19 protein-coding genes are annotated in these 14,566 nt (G+C 71.2%); 5 read left to right on the forward strand and 14 right to left on the reverse strand.

Features of this window, described 5'->3' with window-relative positions; all coding sequences use genetic code 11:
- Window positions 1–154 precede the first annotated feature (154 nt).
- From P3T39_RS17825 to clpS, 7 genes are all read right to left on the reverse strand, one after another.
- Complete coding sequence (locus tag P3T39_RS17825; protein ID WP_280698731.1) at window positions 155–1,123, reverse strand: cysteine synthase; 969 nt, start codon at window positions 1,121–1,123, stop codon at window positions 155–157.
- Window positions 1,124–1,195: 72 nt separating this feature from the next.
- Window positions 1,196–1,477 (reverse strand): MoaD/ThiS family protein, encoded by a 282-nt coding sequence (locus P3T39_RS17830; protein ID WP_280698733.1) that lies wholly within the window; start codon window positions 1,475–1,477, stop codon window positions 1,196–1,198.
- Between the two features lie 90 nt (window positions 1,478–1,567).
- Window positions 1,568–1,684, reverse strand: coding sequence for a putative leader peptide (locus P3T39_RS37575; protein ID WP_348534355.1), 117 nt, complete (start codon window positions 1,682–1,684; stop codon window positions 1,568–1,570).
- A 157-nt stretch (window positions 1,685–1,841) separates the two neighbouring features.
- Window positions 1,842–2,264: a M67 family metallopeptidase gene (locus tag P3T39_RS17835; protein ID WP_280698734.1), complete on the reverse strand. Its 423-nt coding sequence runs from the start codon at window positions 2,262–2,264 to the stop codon at window positions 1,842–1,844.
- 44 nt (window positions 2,265–2,308) lie between these two features.
- The gene (locus P3T39_RS17840) at window positions 2,309–3,751 is read right to left on the reverse strand and encodes an amino acid permease (RefSeq protein ID WP_280698737.1); all 1,443 of its coding nucleotides are present in this window, start codon (window positions 3,749–3,751) and stop codon (window positions 2,309–2,311) included.
- 174 nt (window positions 3,752–3,925) lie between these two features.
- Entirely contained in the window at window positions 3,926–4,498 is a 573-nt protein-coding gene (locus P3T39_RS17845; RefSeq protein ID WP_280698739.1) for a DUF2017 domain-containing protein, read from the reverse strand.
- A 36-nt stretch (window positions 4,499–4,534) separates the two neighbouring features.
- The gene (gene clpS / locus P3T39_RS17850; protein ID WP_280698741.1) at window positions 4,535–4,828 is read right to left on the reverse strand and encodes an ATP-dependent Clp protease adapter ClpS; all 294 of its coding nucleotides are present in this window, start codon (window positions 4,826–4,828) and stop codon (window positions 4,535–4,537) included.
- A 131-nt stretch (window positions 4,829–4,959) separates the two neighbouring features.
- Between clpS and P3T39_RS17855 the strand changes: the two genes are divergently transcribed.
- Together P3T39_RS17855 and P3T39_RS17860 are read left to right on the forward strand one after the other, a co-directional pair.
- The gene (locus P3T39_RS17855; RefSeq protein WP_280698743.1) at window positions 4,960–6,279 is read left to right on the forward strand and encodes a nicotinate phosphoribosyltransferase; all 1,320 of its coding nucleotides are present in this window, start codon (window positions 4,960–4,962) and stop codon (window positions 6,277–6,279) included.
- 142 nt (window positions 6,280–6,421) lie between these two features.
- A complete protein-coding gene (locus P3T39_RS17860) occupies window positions 6,422–7,012 on the forward strand; it encodes an isochorismatase family protein (protein WP_280698746.1) in 591 nt (196 codons plus the stop codon).
- Window positions 7,013–7,051: 39 nt separating this feature from the next.
- On the opposite strand, the gene P3T39_RS17865 is transcribed toward P3T39_RS17860, so the two are convergent.
- Entirely contained in the window at window positions 7,052–8,080 is a 1,029-nt protein-coding gene (locus P3T39_RS17865) for a hypothetical protein (RefSeq protein ID WP_280698748.1), read from the reverse strand.
- Window positions 8,081–8,396: 316 nt separating this feature from the next.
- On the opposite strand from P3T39_RS17865, the gene P3T39_RS17870 reads away from it, so the two are divergent.
- Window positions 8,397–8,930 carry a hypothetical protein gene (locus P3T39_RS17870; protein WP_280698750.1) on the forward strand — a complete coding sequence of 178 codons (534 nt, stop codon included), beginning with the start codon at window positions 8,397–8,399 and terminating at the stop codon, window positions 8,928–8,930.
- 54 nt (window positions 8,931–8,984) lie between these two features.
- Here P3T39_RS17870 and P3T39_RS17875 read toward each other — a convergent pair whose 3' ends face one another.
- Both P3T39_RS17875 and P3T39_RS17880 read right to left on the reverse strand, forming a co-directional pair.
- Window positions 8,985–9,275: a hypothetical protein gene (locus tag P3T39_RS17875; protein WP_280698752.1), complete on the reverse strand. Its 291-nt coding sequence runs from the start codon at window positions 9,273–9,275 to the stop codon at window positions 8,985–8,987.
- 13 nt (window positions 9,276–9,288) lie between these two features.
- Window positions 9,289–10,404, reverse strand: a complete 1,116-nt coding sequence (locus P3T39_RS17880) for a cation diffusion facilitator family transporter (RefSeq protein WP_280698754.1) — start codon at window positions 10,402–10,404, stop codon at window positions 9,289–9,291.
- A gap of 238 nt (window positions 10,405–10,642) precedes the next feature.
- On the opposite strand from P3T39_RS17880, the gene P3T39_RS17885 reads away from it, so the two are divergent.
- Both P3T39_RS17885 and P3T39_RS17890 read left to right on the forward strand, forming a co-directional pair.
- Window positions 10,643–11,158 carry a hypothetical protein gene (locus P3T39_RS17885; protein WP_280698756.1) on the forward strand — a complete coding sequence of 172 codons (516 nt, stop codon included), beginning with the start codon at window positions 10,643–10,645 and terminating at the stop codon, window positions 11,156–11,158.
- Window positions 11,159–11,268: 110 nt separating this feature from the next.
- Window positions 11,269–12,333 (forward strand): DUF2332 domain-containing protein, encoded by a 1,065-nt coding sequence (locus P3T39_RS17890; protein ID WP_280698758.1) that lies wholly within the window; start codon window positions 11,269–11,271, stop codon window positions 12,331–12,333.
- A gap of 7 nt (window positions 12,334–12,340) precedes the next feature.
- Here the strand turns inward: P3T39_RS17890 and P3T39_RS17895 are convergent, their stop codons facing one another.
- From P3T39_RS17895 to P3T39_RS17910, 4 genes are all read right to left on the reverse strand, one after another.
- Window positions 12,341–12,874 carry a DinB family protein gene (locus P3T39_RS17895; RefSeq protein ID WP_280698760.1) on the reverse strand — a complete coding sequence of 178 codons (534 nt, stop codon included), beginning with the start codon at window positions 12,872–12,874 and terminating at the stop codon, window positions 12,341–12,343.
- Window positions 12,871–13,323: a GNAT family N-acetyltransferase gene (locus tag P3T39_RS17900; RefSeq protein ID WP_280698762.1), complete on the reverse strand. Its 453-nt coding sequence runs from the start codon at window positions 13,321–13,323 to the stop codon at window positions 12,871–12,873. Before P3T39_RS17900 ends, P3T39_RS17895 begins: the two co-directional genes overlap by 4 nt.
- Complete coding sequence (locus P3T39_RS17905; protein WP_280698765.1) at window positions 13,259–13,780, reverse strand: GNAT family N-acetyltransferase; 522 nt, start codon at window positions 13,778–13,780, stop codon at window positions 13,259–13,261. The genes P3T39_RS17900 and P3T39_RS17905 overlap by 65 nt, the downstream gene beginning before the upstream one ends.
- A 506-nt stretch (window positions 13,781–14,286) precedes the next feature.
- Window positions 14,287–14,493 (reverse strand): hypothetical protein, encoded by a 207-nt coding sequence (locus P3T39_RS17910; RefSeq protein WP_280698767.1) that lies wholly within the window; start codon window positions 14,491–14,493, stop codon window positions 14,287–14,289.
- Window positions 14,494–14,566 lie beyond the last annotated feature (73 nt).

Raw genomic sequence — 14,566 nt, forward strand, 5'->3', positions numbered from 1 at the left:
TACTCCGTCACACAACGGACCCTGTGGTCGATCCGTGACGAACCAGGAGCTTGGAACGGATAATTACCCGAATGTCACAGACCTGCGGGAGACGGAACCGGGCGCGGCACCCCGAGGGGTACCGCGCCCGGAAGCCGTACGGACCGACGAGGGCTCAGGCCCAGAGCTGGCCCTGGAGGGCCTCGACGGCCTCCTCGGTGGAGGCGGCGGTGTAGATGCCGGTGGAGAGGTACTTCCAGCCGCCGTCGGCGACCACGAAGACCACGTCCGCCCGCTCCCCGGCCTGGGCGGCCTTGCGGCCGACCCCGATCGCGGCGTGCAGGACGGCGCCGGTGGACACTCCCGCGAAGATGCCCTCCTGCTGGAGCAGTTCGCGGGTGCGGCGCACCGCGTCGGCCGACCCCACGCTGAACCGGGTACTGAGCACCTCGGCGTCGTACAGCTCGGGGACGAAGCCCTCGTCCAGGTTGCGCAGCCCGTAGACCACGTCGTCGTAGCGCGGCTCGGCGGCGACGATCCGGATGCCGGGGACCTTCTCGCGCAGGTAGCGGCCGACGCCCATCAGGGTGCCGGTGGTGCCGAGCCCGGCGACGAAGTGCGTGACGGACGGCAGGTCGGCGAGGATCTCCGGCCCTGTGGTGGCGTAGTGCGCACCGGCGTTGTCCGGGTTGCCGTACTGGTACAGCATCACCCAGTCGGGGTGCTCGGCCGCGATCTCCTTGGCGATCCTGACCGCGGTGTTGGAGCCGCCGGCTGCGGGCGAGGAGATGATCTCGGCGCCCCACATCCGGAGCAGCTCGCGGCGCTCCTCGCTGGTGTTCTCCGGCATCACGCAGACCATGCGGTAGCCCTTGAGCTTGGCCGCCATGGCGAGCGAGATACCGGTGTTGCCGCTGGTGGGCTCCAGGATGGTGCAGCCGGGGGTGAGCCTGCCCGCGGCCTCGGCGCGCTCGATCATGTGCAGGGCCGGGCGGTCCTTGATCGAGCCGGTCGGGTTGCGGTCCTCCAGCTTGGCCCAGAGGTTGACCAGGCCGCTCTCGTTCCCCGGGATGGCCGCGGAGAGGCTGGGCAGTCGGACCAGCGGCGTGTTGCCGACGGCTTCGAGCGGGCTGTCGTAGCGCACGGGGCCTCCGGCGGTCGAGGGTGGTTGAGGATCCGGCAGGGCGCTGCGACGGTGCCGCCCTGCTGCGGAAGGCTAGTTGGCGCCGCCGGCCACGGCCGGGAGGATGGTGACGCTGTCGCCGTCGGCGAGCTCGGTGGCGACGCCGCCGAGGAAGCGGACGTCCTCGTCGTTGAGGTAGACGTTGACGAAGCGGCGCAGCTCTCCGCTCTCGTCCCGCAGGCGCTCGGCGATGCCCGGGTGGCGGGTGTCGAGGTCGGCGAAGAGCTCCCCGAGGTTGCTGCCCGCCCCCTCGACGGCCTTGGCTCCGTCGGTGTAGGTGCGGAGGATGGTCGGGATGCGGACCTCGATGGCCATGGCTGAGCTCCTGTGGAGTGGGTTCGGGTGCCGCACGGCTCGCGGCAGGGCGGGTGGCCCCGGTGGGCGGGGCGGCGGTCGGTGCCGAGGTCAGCTGGCGTCGGCGGGGCCGGGACAGATCGCGCTGGCGAGCCGGCACAGGTCGACGTGCAGGCGCGCCACGAGGCGGATGCCCGGGGCCTGGTTGCTCACATCGACGGAACGCATGGGCTCATCGTATAGATTCCCGCCCCCGCATCGACATCTCCGTCTTGCGATGCGGATGTTTCCGTTTCTCCCCTTGAGACAGCACCGACGCGAACGGGCCCGCCGCACCCCCGGCGGGGGTGCGGCGGGCCCGTTCGGTCCGCACTGGGCAGGGCCGCTACGCGTCGACGACCTGGACGTCTTCCTCCGTGATCACGCCGTCCACGATGCGGAACGAACGGAACTCGAACGGATCCTCTGCGCCGTTGCCCTCGGCCGTGGAGACCAGGACGTAGTGGGCGTTCGGCTCGGAGGCGTAGCTGACGTCGGTGCGCGAGGGGTGCGCCTCGGTGGCGGTGTGCGAGTGGTAGACGACGACCGGCTCCTCGTCCCGGTCGTCCATCTCGCGGTAGAGCTTGAGCAGGTCACCGGAGTCGAACTCGTAGAACGTGGGCGAGCGGGCCGCGTTGAGCATCGGGATGAAGCGCTCGGGGCGGTCGCTGCCGGCCGGTCCGGCGACCACGCCGCAGGCCTCGTCCGGGTGATCGGCGCGGGCGTGGGCCACGATCGCGTCGTGCAGCTCTCGGGTGATGGTCAGCATGCGGTCAGGATAGCCAGCCCGGTTCGAAAGCCGGTTCCGGTGTCTCAGCTGCCGGACCCGGCGTGCAGGTGGTCGTGCGCCTGGCCGTGGACGGCCTCGGGACGGACGCGCTTGAGCACCTGGTAGCCGATCACCAGCAGTGCCGCCCAGGCGGGGAAGACATAGAGCGAGATCCGGTTGTCCGGGTCGAAGCCGATCAGGACCACGACCAGGGCCAGGAAGGCCAGCGCGGCCCAGCTGACGGCCACCCCGCCGGGCGCCTTGAAGGTGGGCGGCGGGAGGTGGCCGCCCTTCCAGGCGGCGCGGTAGCGGATCTGGCAGATAAGGATCATCGCCCAGGTCCAGATGCCGCAGACGGTGGCGACGGAGGTGATGTACTCGAACGCCTTGGCCGGGGCGAGGTAGTTGAGGATCACGCCGAGGCCCATCAGCAGACAGGAGGCGGTGATCGCGGCCGCCGGGGTCTTGCGCGCGTTGAGGGAGGTCATCCTGGCGGGTGCCTGACCGCGCAGGGCGAGGTCGCGCAGCATCCGGCCGGTGGAGTACATCCCGGAGTTGCAGGAGGAGAGCGCGGCGGTGAGCACCACGAAGTTGATGATTCCGGCCGCCGCCGGGATGCCGACCTTGCCGAAGGCGGCCACGAACGGGCTGACGCCGGGCTGGAACTCCCGCCACGGGACCAGCGCCAGAATGATGATCAGCGCACCGATGTAGAACAGCGCGATCCGCCAGGGCAGGGTGTTGATGGCCCGGGGCAGGGTCTTGGCCGGGTTCTCGCTCTCGCCCGCGGTGACGCCGACCAGTTCGACTCCGAGGTAGGCGAACATGACGATCTGCAGGGTCATCACGGTCGAGCCGATCCCCTTGGGGAAGAAGCCTCCGTCGTTCCACAGATTGCCGATTGACGCCGTGTCACCCGCCTTGCTGAAGCCGAGGGTGAGCACCCCGATGCCGATCAGGATCATGCCGATGATCGCCGTCACCTTGATCATCGAGAACCAGAACTCGATCTCGCCGAAGAGCTTCACCGAGATCAGGTTGGCCGCATAGAGGATCACCAGGAAGGCCAGCGCACTGAGCCACTGCGGGATGCCGGGCTCCCAGAACCTCACGTACACGGCGGCGGCGGTGGTCTCGGCCATGCCGGTGACCACCCAGAACAGCCAGTACGTCCAGCCGGTGACATACCCGGCGAACGGACCGAGGAACTCCCGGGCGTACTCGGCGAAGCTGCCGGAGACCGGGCGGTAGGTGAGCAGCTCGCCCAGCGCCCGCATGATCGCGAAGATCACCAGGCCGGCCACCGCATAGCTGAGGATCAGGCTGGGGCCGGCCTTGGAGATGGCGGTGCCCGCGCCGAGGAAGAGGCCGGTGCCGATGGCGCCGCCGATGGCGATCATCTGGATCTGGCGGCTGCCCAGTCCTCGGGCGTAGCCCTCCTCGTCCGGTACGGGGTCGACGACTTCGTCGTACACCTGATCGGCCATGGCAACCGTCCTTGGATCGTGGGGAGAGGAGAAGTCCTACCACGGTGCGCCCGGATACCGGCGCCCATCTGAGCGTTATTTGAGCATGTCATGTCCTATTTTGCGGTGATTTACCGGAAATGCTGTCACCCCTTGTCCAACTGGTGGACAAGGGGTGACGTGGGCGACCCTCCGTCAGCCGGTCATCGCGGCCAGCAGTGACTCCTGCATGCCGCCCAGCCAGAGGTAGGCCATCACCAGCGGTTTGCGCGGGTCGCCGTCGGGGAGCCGGTAGAGCTCCTCGTCGTCCTCGGTGACCTCCAGGCGGGCCCCCAGGGTGAGCCGCAGGTCGTTCAGCGCGCCGAGCCAGTGCCGGCATTCGGCGGCCGGCACCTTCACCACACCGCCCTCGCCGCCGAGGCCGTCCAGCGCGTGGATCACACCCAGCGCGTCCTCGCGCTTGCGGGCCCGCAGGTCCAGCTCGGTGTAGCGGCGGAACTCGCCGGCCATCGCCGTGGTCTCCGGATCGGCGGCCTCGCCCGGCTCGCCGTACGCGTCCGGGAAGAGCCGGGCCAGCGCCGGATCCGCGGGCGCCTCGGTGGGCCCCTCGGCGAACAGCGCCGCCAGCGGGTCGTCACTGTCCCCGCCCGGACCAGGCCCGATCAGCTCCAGCATCTGCACCTCCAGCGAACGCAGGATGGACGCCTCCAGCTCGTCCAGCGCGATCGCCGCACTGCCGCCGCCGGCACTCTCGAACAACCCAGCCATGAGTCTCAGTCAGCCCGTCTTCGTTGTTTGATCGGTTCAGTCGTGCTGGAGGGTGGCCCACAGGCCGTAGCCGTGCATCGCCTGGACGTCCCGTTCCATCTCCTCGCGCGTACCGCTGGAGACCACCGTGCGGCCCTTGGTGTGCACTTCCATCATCAACTGCCTGGCCTTGTCCTTCGGGTAGCCGAAGTAGGCCTGGAAGACGTACTGGACGTAGCTCATCAAGTTGACCGGGTCATTGTGGACGATGGTCACCCACGGGGTGTCCGGCTCCAGTGCCGGAATGCCTTCGACCTCCGGGCGCTCGATCTCCACGGGCGCGACACTCACGGCAGACACTCCTCATCAGGACACGGTTTCCGCCTCTCATGCTTCCATCCGGGGAAGGTGCGGGCGAATCCGGGGCGCGCCGCCCGGCAGAAATCGTCACTCTGACGCTAAGTGGTAGTAACATCATCGGTATGGACGCCATGACGACGCACCGCTCCACCGCGCTGCTCACCGACCGCTACGAGCTGACCATGCTGCAGGCAGCCCTGCGCAGCGGGGCCGCACACCGCCGCTCGGTCTTCGAGGTGTTCACCCGGCGGCTGCCCAACGGCCGCCGCTACGGCGTGGTGGCGGGGACCGGGCGGCTGCTGGACGCGATCGAGAGCTTCCGCTTCACCTCCGGGCAGCTGGACTGGCTCGCCGACCAGGGCGTGGTCGAGGAGGACACTCTGCGCTTCCTCGCCGACTACCGTTTCACCGGCGATGTGCACGGCTACCCGGAGGGCGAGGTCTACTTCCCCGGCTCGCCGATCCTCACCGTCGAGGGCAGCTTCGCCGAGGCGGTGATCCTGGAGACCGTCATCCTGTCGATCCTCAACCACGACTCGGCGATCGCCGCCGCCGCCTCGCGGATGACCAGCGCGGCCGGGGAGCGCCCCTGCATCGAGATGGGCGCCCGCCGGGCCCACGAGGGCGCCGCCGTGGCCGCCGCCCGAGCCGCCTACATCGCCGGCTTCAGCGCCACCTCCGACCTGGAGGCCGGCTACACCTACGGCATCCCGACCGCCGGCACCGCCGCGCACGCCTTCACCCTGCTGCACGACACCGAGCGGGACGCCTTCAGCGCGCAGATCGAGTCGATGGGCCGGGGAACCACCCTGCTGGTGGACACCTACGACCTGGCCGAGGCCGTCCGCACCGCCGTCGAGGTGGCCGGGCCCACCCTGGGCGCCGTCCGGATCGACTCCGGCGACCTCACCCTGCTCGCCCACCGAGTCCGCCGCCAACTGGATGAGCTGGGCGCCGAGAAGACCAGGATCATCGTCACCTCCGACCTGGACGAGTACGCCATCGCCGCGCTCGCGGCCGCCCCCGTGGACGGCTACGGCGTCGGCACCAGCCTGGTCACCGGCAGCGGGCACCCGACCTGCGCGATGGTCTACAAACTGGTCGCCCGCGCCACCACGCCCGACGGGCCGCTGGTCCCGGTCGCCAAGCGCTCGGCCGGTGGCAAGACCAGCGTCGGCGGACTCAAGTGGGCCGCCCGCCGCCCCGACGCGGACGGCGTGGCCGAGGCCGAGGTGGTCGGCACCGGTCCGGTGCCCGAGGAGCTGGCGCCGCACCTGCTGCACGTCCCGCTGGTCCAGGGCGGCGAGGTGGTCGGGCGCGAGCCGCTGACCGCCGCCCGGGAGCGTCATCGGCGGGCGCGGGCCGCCCTGCCGCTGTCGGCCACCCAGCTGTCCAAGGGCGAGCCGGTCCTGGCCACCGAGCTGCTCACCGCCGGCGCCTGAACGCCGTGCGCCGCATCGGGGACGAACGGTCGACCATGCGACCGGGCGGGACCGGTCGACAGACTTCCGCCCGCACGTGTCACTCCCTAGAGTGGCGACACCACGCCGCCCCACCGTCGAATCCACACCGAGGAAGCACCCCATGCACCGGGCACTGATCGTCGTCGATGTGCAGAACGACTTCTGCGAGGGCGGCAGCCTGGCCGTCGCCGGCGGCGCCGAGGTCGCCGCCGCGATCACCGACCTGATCGGCGAGTCCGCCCCCGGGTACGCGCACATCGTCGCCACCCGCGACCACCACGTCGACCCGGGTCCGCACTTCTCCGCCGAGCCCGACTACATCGACTCCTGGCCCGCGCACTGCGTCGCGGGGACCGAAGGCGTCGGCTTCCACCCCAACTTCGCGCCCTCCGTCATCTCGGGCGCGATCGAGGCGGTCTTCGACAAGGGCTCCCACGCGGCCGCGTACAGCGGGTTCGAGGGCGCCAACGAGAGGGGCGAGACGCTCGCCGGCTGGCTGCGCGGGCGGAACGTCACCGAGCTGGACGTGGTGGGCATCGCCACCGACCACTGCGTCAGAGCCACCGCCCTGGACGCCGTGCGGGAGGGCTTCACCACCCGCGTTCTGCTTGATCTCACCGCCGGGGTCGCCGCCGCGACCACCGAGCAGGCCATTGCCGAACTCCGTTCGGCGGGAGTCGAATTGACGGGAACTCCGATCGTCCGCGACTGAGCCCCAGGTGAGCAGGCGAGCTCATGGCGTCCGTCGGCGTCAGCGCTCCGTGACCACCAGCTCCACCACGTCCGTACCACCCGCCACGAAGGCCTCGCGCAGTTCGCCGCCGACCGCATCGGGCTCGGCGGCGACGCGCTCACCGGAGACGTACACCACCCGCACCCCCAGGTACTCCATCCGGTGCTGGCCGCCCCGGACCCAGGCCGCCTCGCCCTCGCTGACACAGCGCAGCTCCGAGTCCACCTCGACCGCGACACCCGCCCGGGGCCAGTACAGGTCGGGCACGGCGACATAGGTGCCACCGCGCATCCGCAGCTCGGGGCCAGTCAGCGGGACGGGGAGCAGCCACTCGTCCACCAGCTCGCCCAGCCGGTCCAGCACCGACTCCCGCTCCGCTGCGAGGAGTTCGTCCAGCACCGCCCGCACCCGGACCTCGCCCAGCAGCCCGGCCTCCCTCAGCTCGGCCAGCAACTCCCGCAGCGTGCAGGCCGGCCCGCTGCGCGACACGGCCTCCCCGAGCACCGCCCGCAGCAGCCGGTCATCGGCCTCGCCGCGTTCGAAGGCGCCCTCGTCCATCCACTCGCGCACGGTGTCCGCAACCGCCCGCGGCACCGGTGCGCAGGCCAGTCCGTGCACCGATCTGGCCTCCAACTCCCTCTCGGTGCGCCGGATTCGGACCTCCCCGGCATCCCGAAGCCGCCGCTGCCTGGGCACCAGGACGTCCACCTCGGTGACGGCGGGCAGCCGGGGCGCCGAGGCGAAGCCGTACAGCGCCAGCGCGGCCGCACCCGTGATCACCGCCCCCTCGCGGCGCCCCTCCTCACGACCGTCCTGCGCCGCGTAGAGCAGCGCCGCCCACATCCGCTGCTCGGGCGTCGGCTCGCCACCCTGCAGCAGGTACACCCGGGGCAGCAGCCGCTGCCACGGGCCGCCCCGCCGGCAGTGCTCGCCGACCACTCTGGCCGGCACGCCCCGGGCGCGCAGCTGACTGGCCGTGACGACGTTCTGCTGACGGCGCGCCAGTTCTTCGAGGGAGGGATGCGAAGAAGGAATCTGGTAGTTCATGCCGACACCCTCCCCAACAGCTCGGCTGCCGCATCGGCGACCTGACGCACTGTTACCCAACCGTCGCGAAATCGGGACTGCCCTGCACTAAAGTCCCCATACCCTCACTCATTCGGCGTAACGGACGTTCATCCTGTTGCCGGTTTCGACCGCAGTTGGCCTGTGCCATCCGATTTTTCGCCATCTGCAACTTCCGCCGGGGTCGATCCACGGCAGCCTGTTGAGCTGGGACGTCTGACCGACAGTGACGAAGGCCATACGGTGAAGCACCACCCCGAGGTCACGGCCGACCTTCTCGATTGCCTACCATCACCTCATGCCACGCGATGAGTCCGCCGGCCTGCGTGCCGCCCAACTTCGTCTCGGCCGTCTGCCCGGTTACGTCCGCCAGCCAGACCTGGCCCGCCGCAACGGCGAGGACGGCCGCACGTACAAGAAGGGCTGGGAGGTCCGCTTCACCGCGCGGACCGAGGAGGAGATAGCCGAGATCCGCGAGCTGGTGATCGCGGCGGGGTTCGCCCCGGCCCGCCCCTTCTTCAAGGGACACCAGCTGATCCAGCCCGTCTACGGCATCGCAGCAGTCCAGGCGTACCTCGCCGCGCGCGAGGCGGTCGAGGCCCCGGCCCGCACCCGGGGCGGCAGAGCGCGCATTCCCAGCCAGTGCTGCGCCGAGCCGGCCCGCACCGAGGCGGGCCGCGCCGAGGCCGGCCAGCACGAACGGACGTCCGCCCAGCGGGACTGCTCCGATCGCAACCGGGCCGATTGGGAGCGGCGTACGGCTGCCGCCCCTGCGGCGGCGGCGCTGCGGACCCACCAGGGGGCAGAGCCCGGCAGACGAGCAGAGGCGTAGGTCAACGGGCCGGCAGCCGGTCGTACGTCTTGAAGGTGTGCTCGGCCTCGTAGGTCATCGGCTTGCCGTCCGGGGAGGCAGGCCGAGGCGGTGGTCCGGCGTCCCGGACAGCGGAGCGCGGCCCTGGGCCGCGGGGACGGCGACGTCGTCGGCGTAGGCGAAGCCCGGAGCGTAGGCCGCCACAAGAACGGCCACGGCGGCCGCCCCGGCGAGAGCGGTCCCGGCCCGGCGGGCAAGGGAGGGGCGGGTGGCGGCGGGGGCGGCGTTGATCTCCATGCCCAGCAGTCTGCCGTCCGCCGCACCGGTGCGGCCATCGGTGACACCCCCGTCCCACCCCTGAGCCAACCATGATCCATCGTCAGGGCTTCACCCCGAGAGGCGGATGGTCGATATGCACGGTGGCTGCCAGCAGCCGGGGAACGGCCCTGATCAGCGCCTGTTCGGCCGCCTCCGCCACCTGGTGCCCGGCGATCACCGTCAGCCCGCCGTCGACCACCACCTCGGCCTCCGCCCGCAGCGAGTGCCCGATCCAGCGCATGCGCAGCGCGCCCACCCCCTGGACACCCGCCACCGCGCGGAGTTCGCGCTCCGCCGTGTCCACCAGCGCCGGATCGACGGCATCCATCAGCCGTCGCCCCACCTCCCGCACGGAGGTGCGCAGCGCCAGCAGGATCGCGCCCGTGATGATCAGGCCGACGACCGGGTCGGCGAGCTTCCAGCCGAGCGCACTGCCCGCCGCGCCCAGCAGTACGGCCAGCGAGGTCAGCCCGTCCGTACGGGCGTGCAGACCGTCCGCGACCAGGGCGGCCGAGCCGATCGCACGCCCGGTGCGGATCCGGTGGCGGGCCACCCACTCGTTGCCCAGGCAGCCGACCAGCGCCGCCCCGACGACCGCCCACAGGTGGGTGACCGGCTGCGGGTGGAGCAGCCGGTCCACGGCGGTGGCCGCGGCAAGGACCGAGGAGGCCAGCACCGCGAGCACCACGGCCACCCCGGCGAGGTCCTCGGCCCGCCCGTAGCCGTAGGTGTAACGACGGTTGGCGGCCCGGCGGCCGAGCAGGAAGGCCAGGCCGATCGGTACGGCGGTGAGGGCGTCGGCGAGGTTGTGGACGGTGTCGCCGAGCAGCGCGACCGAGCCGGAGAGTACGACGATCGCCGCCTGCGCCCCGGCCGTCAGGCCCAGGACGAGCAGCGACGTCCAGAGCGTGCGCAGGCCCCGGCCGGAGGATTCCAGGGCGTCGTCCACCCGGGCGGCGGCCTCGTGCGAGTGCGGCCCGAGGACGTGCGACAGCCGGTGGGCGAGACTGCGCCCCGCGCGACCGCCGTGTCGGCCCTGGTCGTGGCCGTGGTGATGCTCGGGGTAGTGATCGGGGTGGTGATCGGGGGCGCGCCCGCCGCTGTGCGCTTCGGTCGGGCCATGGGTGTGACTTCGGCCGGTGCCAGGGCCGTGGTGGTGGTCCGCGTATGCCTCCATAGAGACCACGGTGGCACAGTAACTTCCTTGCAGCCACTGCCGTTCTACCCACCGTGACCAGCTGCGATACCGTTGCGGCCACAGCCGCCTCGCACCGCCGCTGACAGGTCGTCATACAGCGGCTCAATAAAGCCCTTTCCGGGAAGCTGATGAGACTTGTCACTCAAAGCAGCCACCGCAGGGCCTAGAGTGAGCATCGGGTGCTCCCTTGCTGCCGAGACCAGATCGAGAGGCCGATGTGACTGACAGTCATGTCCCTTCCACCGGCCTCGGCAATTCGGACGAGGCCCGGGCCATCGGCTACGACTTGGGTGAACTCTCCGCCATGCCACTGGAGTTCACGGCCTTCCGGGAGCTTCACCATCCCCGGTACCTCAGCTACGCCCGGGTGTGGTTCCGCGACCGGGACCACGCTGCGGAGATCGTCGAACTGGCCTTCCGGGCGCTGGCCACGGTCTGGCCAAAGGTGCTGAGCAGTCCCAACCCGGCCGCCGAAGCCTGGCAGATCCTGCGCACCATCGTCTCGGAGCGGATCGAGAACCCCGACAGCCCCATGAGCGCGGACGGCCCCGACGGCCGCATCACCTCCGGCGTCCCCGAGCAGCGGCCCGCCGCCATGGAGGAGGACCTCGCCATCCTGCACTATGTGGTCGGCCTCGCCACCCCGGAGATCGCCGATGTCGTCGGCGCCGACACCGCGAGCATCGCCAGCCAACTGCGGCACGCCCTGAGGCACGAGCCGGCCGAGTGGTGATCACCCCGCTCCCGCCGTGATCGCAATCACCCGCCCTGCCGTTTACTCGCGGGCCCTGCCGGGCGAAAGATGATCTCGATGTGGATCACGACCCGGTAGGAGTCCTTCGCATGTCCCTCGAACACGCCATCGCGATGATCGGGCACCAGGCCGACGCCTGCGCCGAGTTGGAGTCACCGCTGTACGCCGCCCTGCTCCGACGAGTGGCGCGGGACGTCCGGGACGGCGGCCCGTGCGCCGCCGCCATCGCCGGATACGAGGACGCTCCGGGACCCGATGCGATCGCGCTGCGGCTGCTGGGCGGCGTGCACGCACTCGTCCTCACCGGCCGGGCCCCGGCACTCGCCGCCCACTACCCGAGCGCCGGCGGTTCCTTCGACCCGGGCGAGACCGACGCGATCTGGTCCGCCTTCCGGAGCACCGTCGCGGCCGAACTCCCCTGGATCAGGGACTGGATGACCCGTCCCCCGCAGACCAACGAGGTCGGCCGCGCCAACCTGCTGATCACCGGCCTACTGCACGCCCTGGCCCGGTACCCGCTCCCGGTCAGGATCTTCGAGCTCGGTGCCAGTGCCGGGCTCAACCTCCTCGCGGACCGCTTCCGTTACGAGTCCGCCGGTTTCGCATACGGCCAGGCCGAGTCCCCCGTACTGCTCCCGGACGCCTGGCACGGCGCCCCGCCGGCCTGGCTCACCGGCCCGCAGCCCACCGTCTCCGTCACCGAACGGCGCGGCTGCGACCTGACCCCGATCGACCCCGTCTCCCCCGAAGGCTCACTCGCCCTGCGCGCGTACGTCTGGGCCGACCAGCCCGCCCGGGCCGCCAGGCTGGACGGCGCACTCCAGCTGGCCGCCACGACGCCCGTACCGGTCGAACCTCTCGGGGCCGCCGAGTTCCTCGGCGCCGTGGAGCCGGCCGAGGGCACACTGACCGTGGTCTGGCACTCCGTGATGCGCCAGTACGTACCGGCCGAGGAGTGGGCGCTCGTGGAGGCCGAGTTGGAGCGGCTGGCCAGGACGAGCACGACCGCCGCGCCATTCGCCCACATCGCCTTCGAGCCGCGCCGGGTCGGCAAGGAGCACCGCTTCCTGCTCACCGTCCGGACCGGGCGGGCCGGTGAGCAGGTCATCGCCGAAGCCAGGCCGCACGGACTTCCGGCCCGGACGGTCGACTGACGGTGCGTCAGGGCCTTGCGCCGGTGACGTCGAAGAGGTGGTGCACCGGGTCGTGGATCAGGTAGCGCGAGAACGACTCCACCGTGAAGCGCGCGCCGTCACTCCGGCTCCCGGTGCGCTGCCACTGCTCGCCGGAGACGGCCGCGAAGGACGCCTCCAGCCGCTCCGCAGCCTGCGCCAACTCCACGGCGACGACCGCCGGTTCCTGCTCGCCGTACCGCTCGGCGACGGCGGTCTCGTCCTGGTCCCAGTTCGCGAAGAGCGGGCCGTCCTGGGTGAGCATCAGGTCCAGGCGGACGTCGAAGAGCCGGAAGACGTCCCGGACATGGCAGGCGTACTCCAGGTCCGACCACACCTGTGGACGGGGGCGCCGGCGCAACCGTTCCTCGGAGCGCTCGGTGAGCAGGGCCACCCAGGCGGCGGCGTTGGCGCGCACCATCGCGGCGACGTCCTCACGGACGACGGCAGGGGTGTCCAGACCGCAGTCCGGGCAGGGGAACTCGAGGACCCAGGTCCAGTCCTTGGTGTCAGGTGTGATCATGCGTCCAGGATGGCCCGGCCACCCTCGGCTCCACCAGCGGCCGGACCGCCAGGGAGTGCCAAGATCCTGCCAGTGCCGCCCGGCCCGCTCCCCTCCGGCGGCCACCCTGCTCCGGCTCCCCCGCCCTGGTGCTGGTCGCGACGACCGCCTTGTACTGGATCGCCCGGGTAGCCGTCCGCACGGGCCTGTTCGATCACATGCTCGCCGAGTACCCGGCCGATTCCGCGCCCGGACCGGCCGGGGCGGACCATGAACCGCGCATTGGCCATGTGCGAGCCCGGCCCCGCCTGGTTGGGGTGTGTCTCGGCGGCGCCCAGGAGCGTGCCGTCCTCGTCCACCGCGCCTCGTGGCCGCCGGCCCGGCTCCCGGGTCACTGTGCCCGGGTCACTGTGCCGGGGGTTGCGCAGGGCAGCCCTGGACCAGGTCCTTGGACAGCCAGACCTCCGCATAGGGGTCGTCCCCGTACGGCTCGGTCGCCCGGTAGCCGAGTCGCCCGTACAGCGCGATCGCCTCGACGAGGTCCTTGCGGGTGTTGAGCAGCATCCTGGAGACCCCGCGAGCCCGGGCCACCTCCTCCGCCGCACCCACCAGCGTGGTCCCGCCCCCACCGCGCCGGGCCTCCACCCGGACGAACACGCGCGTCAACTCCGCCACCCCGCCGTCCAGCCAGCGCATCCCCACGCAGCCGACCGGCAGCTCACCGTCCCGCGCGACCAGGAACACACCCTGCGGCTCACTGACGTCGCTGCCGTCGCCCACCACCTCGACGATCTCGGACTCCGCCGCCGGGCGGTCGCAGTAACGCCTGATCAGCTCCTCGGCGTAGGCACGCCGCAGCACCATGGCATCAGGGTGGCCGACCGGAGCTTCGGTAACCGTCCAGCCGGACGGGGCGGAGTTGTTCATACGCCTCATTCTCCGAGCGGTGGCAACTCCTTTTCCCCGCCGGGCCTCGGCCGGCCACAGCGCCGGATCCATGTCACGCACATGCCGCCCCTCGGGCAACTCCGCCTCCCACACCGGCGAACCGCCCGCCATCCAGAGCCACAAGAGGAGGCGGGCTGCCTCAGTGCCGTGGCCACGGCCGGGGCTGAGGGCGATGCGGAAGGCTGTGGACTCGCTGTCGTAGTCGCGCTCGTCCCGGCTGCCGGGAGGGCAGTCGTCAGGCGCGCCCACCGCGTCAAGCCCGCTGCCGCAAGGTAAGCAGGAATCCCCCGGCCTCGGCCGGGGAGCACTTCACCACCAGAAGGCCGGTTTCACGCCTGGAAGGCCGCCTGCGCGACGCCCACATGTGGGAGGGGCAACGGTACGACGTCCTGTGGATGGCCGCTCTGCGCAGCGAGTGGCGGGCATCCGCTGCCGAGCGACCGACACCGCCGCCCGCTGCCCGCTGCCCGCTGCCCGGTACGGCATCAGCCGGCGTTGCCCTGCACCGCGCAGAGCGCAGCAACACTCGAAGGAGTGAGCCCGAGCCGGCCCAGCAGAGCGCTGCAGACCGCAGCCTCCTGCGGCGTCTTGGGCCCATTGGTCCCGTCGGCGACCGCCGGTTGCGCAGCAACCAGCGGCGCCGCCATCAGCACCGCGGAACACACCGCACGGGTGGCGAACTTCTTCAGCATCGACGTCGAGATGAACACAATCGGCCCTTCGGATAGGCGATGGACGAGCCATCCCTATCCGAAGGGCCGTTCG

It is taken from the genome of Kitasatospora sp. GP82 (assembly GCF_029892105.1).
In the GTDB taxonomy this organism is placed as follows: Bacteria; Actinomycetota; Actinomycetes; order Streptomycetales; family Streptomycetaceae; genus Kitasatospora.

Excerpts from the sequence above, each read along its gene's own strand:
- P3T39_RS17845 (WP_280698739.1), bottom strand. The coding sequence starts at position 4,498 with ATGGCTGGGTTGTTCGAGAGTGCCGGCGGCGGCAGTGCGGCGATCGCG.
- P3T39_RS37575 (WP_348534355.1), bottom strand. The coding sequence starts at position 1,684 with ATGCGTTCCGTCGATGTGAGCAACCAGGCCCCGGGCATCCGCCTCGTG.
- P3T39_RS17895 (WP_280698760.1), bottom strand. The coding sequence starts at position 12,874 with ATGATCACACCTGACACCAAGGACTGGACCTGGGTCCTCGAGTTCCCC.
- P3T39_RS17835 (WP_280698734.1), bottom strand. The coding sequence starts at position 2,264 with ATGCTGACCATCACCCGAGAGCTGCACGACGCGATCGTGGCCCACGCC.
- P3T39_RS17855 (WP_280698743.1), top strand. The coding sequence starts at position 4,960 with ATGGACGCCATGACGACGCACCGCTCCACCGCGCTGCTCACCGACCGC.
- P3T39_RS17890 (WP_280698758.1), top strand. The coding sequence starts at position 11,269 with ATGTCCCTCGAACACGCCATCGCGATGATCGGGCACCAGGCCGACGCC.
- P3T39_RS17880 (WP_280698754.1), bottom strand. The coding sequence starts at position 10,404 with ATGGAGGCATACGCGGACCACCACCACGGCCCTGGCACCGGCCGAAGT.
- P3T39_RS17905 (WP_280698765.1), bottom strand. The coding sequence starts at position 13,780 with ATGAACAACTCCGCCCCGTCCGGCTGGACGGTTACCGAAGCTCCGGTC.
- P3T39_RS17910 (WP_280698767.1), bottom strand. The coding sequence starts at position 14,493 with ATGCTGAAGAAGTTCGCCACCCGTGCGGTGTGTTCCGCGGTGCTGATG.
- P3T39_RS17830 (WP_280698733.1), bottom strand. The coding sequence starts at position 1,477 with ATGGCCATCGAGGTCCGCATCCCGACCATCCTCCGCACCTACACCGAC.
- P3T39_RS17840 (WP_280698737.1), bottom strand. The coding sequence starts at position 3,751 with ATGGCCGATCAGGTGTACGACGAAGTCGTCGACCCCGTACCGGACGAG.
- P3T39_RS17860 (WP_280698746.1), top strand. The coding sequence starts at position 6,422 with ATGCACCGGGCACTGATCGTCGTCGATGTGCAGAACGACTTCTGCGAG.
- P3T39_RS17900 (WP_280698762.1), bottom strand. The coding sequence starts at position 13,323 with ATGCGGAGGTCTGGCTGTCCAAGGACCTGGTCCAGGGCTGCCCTGCGC.
- P3T39_RS17865 (WP_280698748.1), bottom strand. The coding sequence starts at position 8,080 with ATGAACTACCAGATTCCTTCTTCGCATCCCTCCCTCGAAGAACTGGCG.
- P3T39_RS17870 (WP_280698750.1), top strand. The coding sequence starts at position 8,397 with ATGCCACGCGATGAGTCCGCCGGCCTGCGTGCCGCCCAACTTCGTCTC.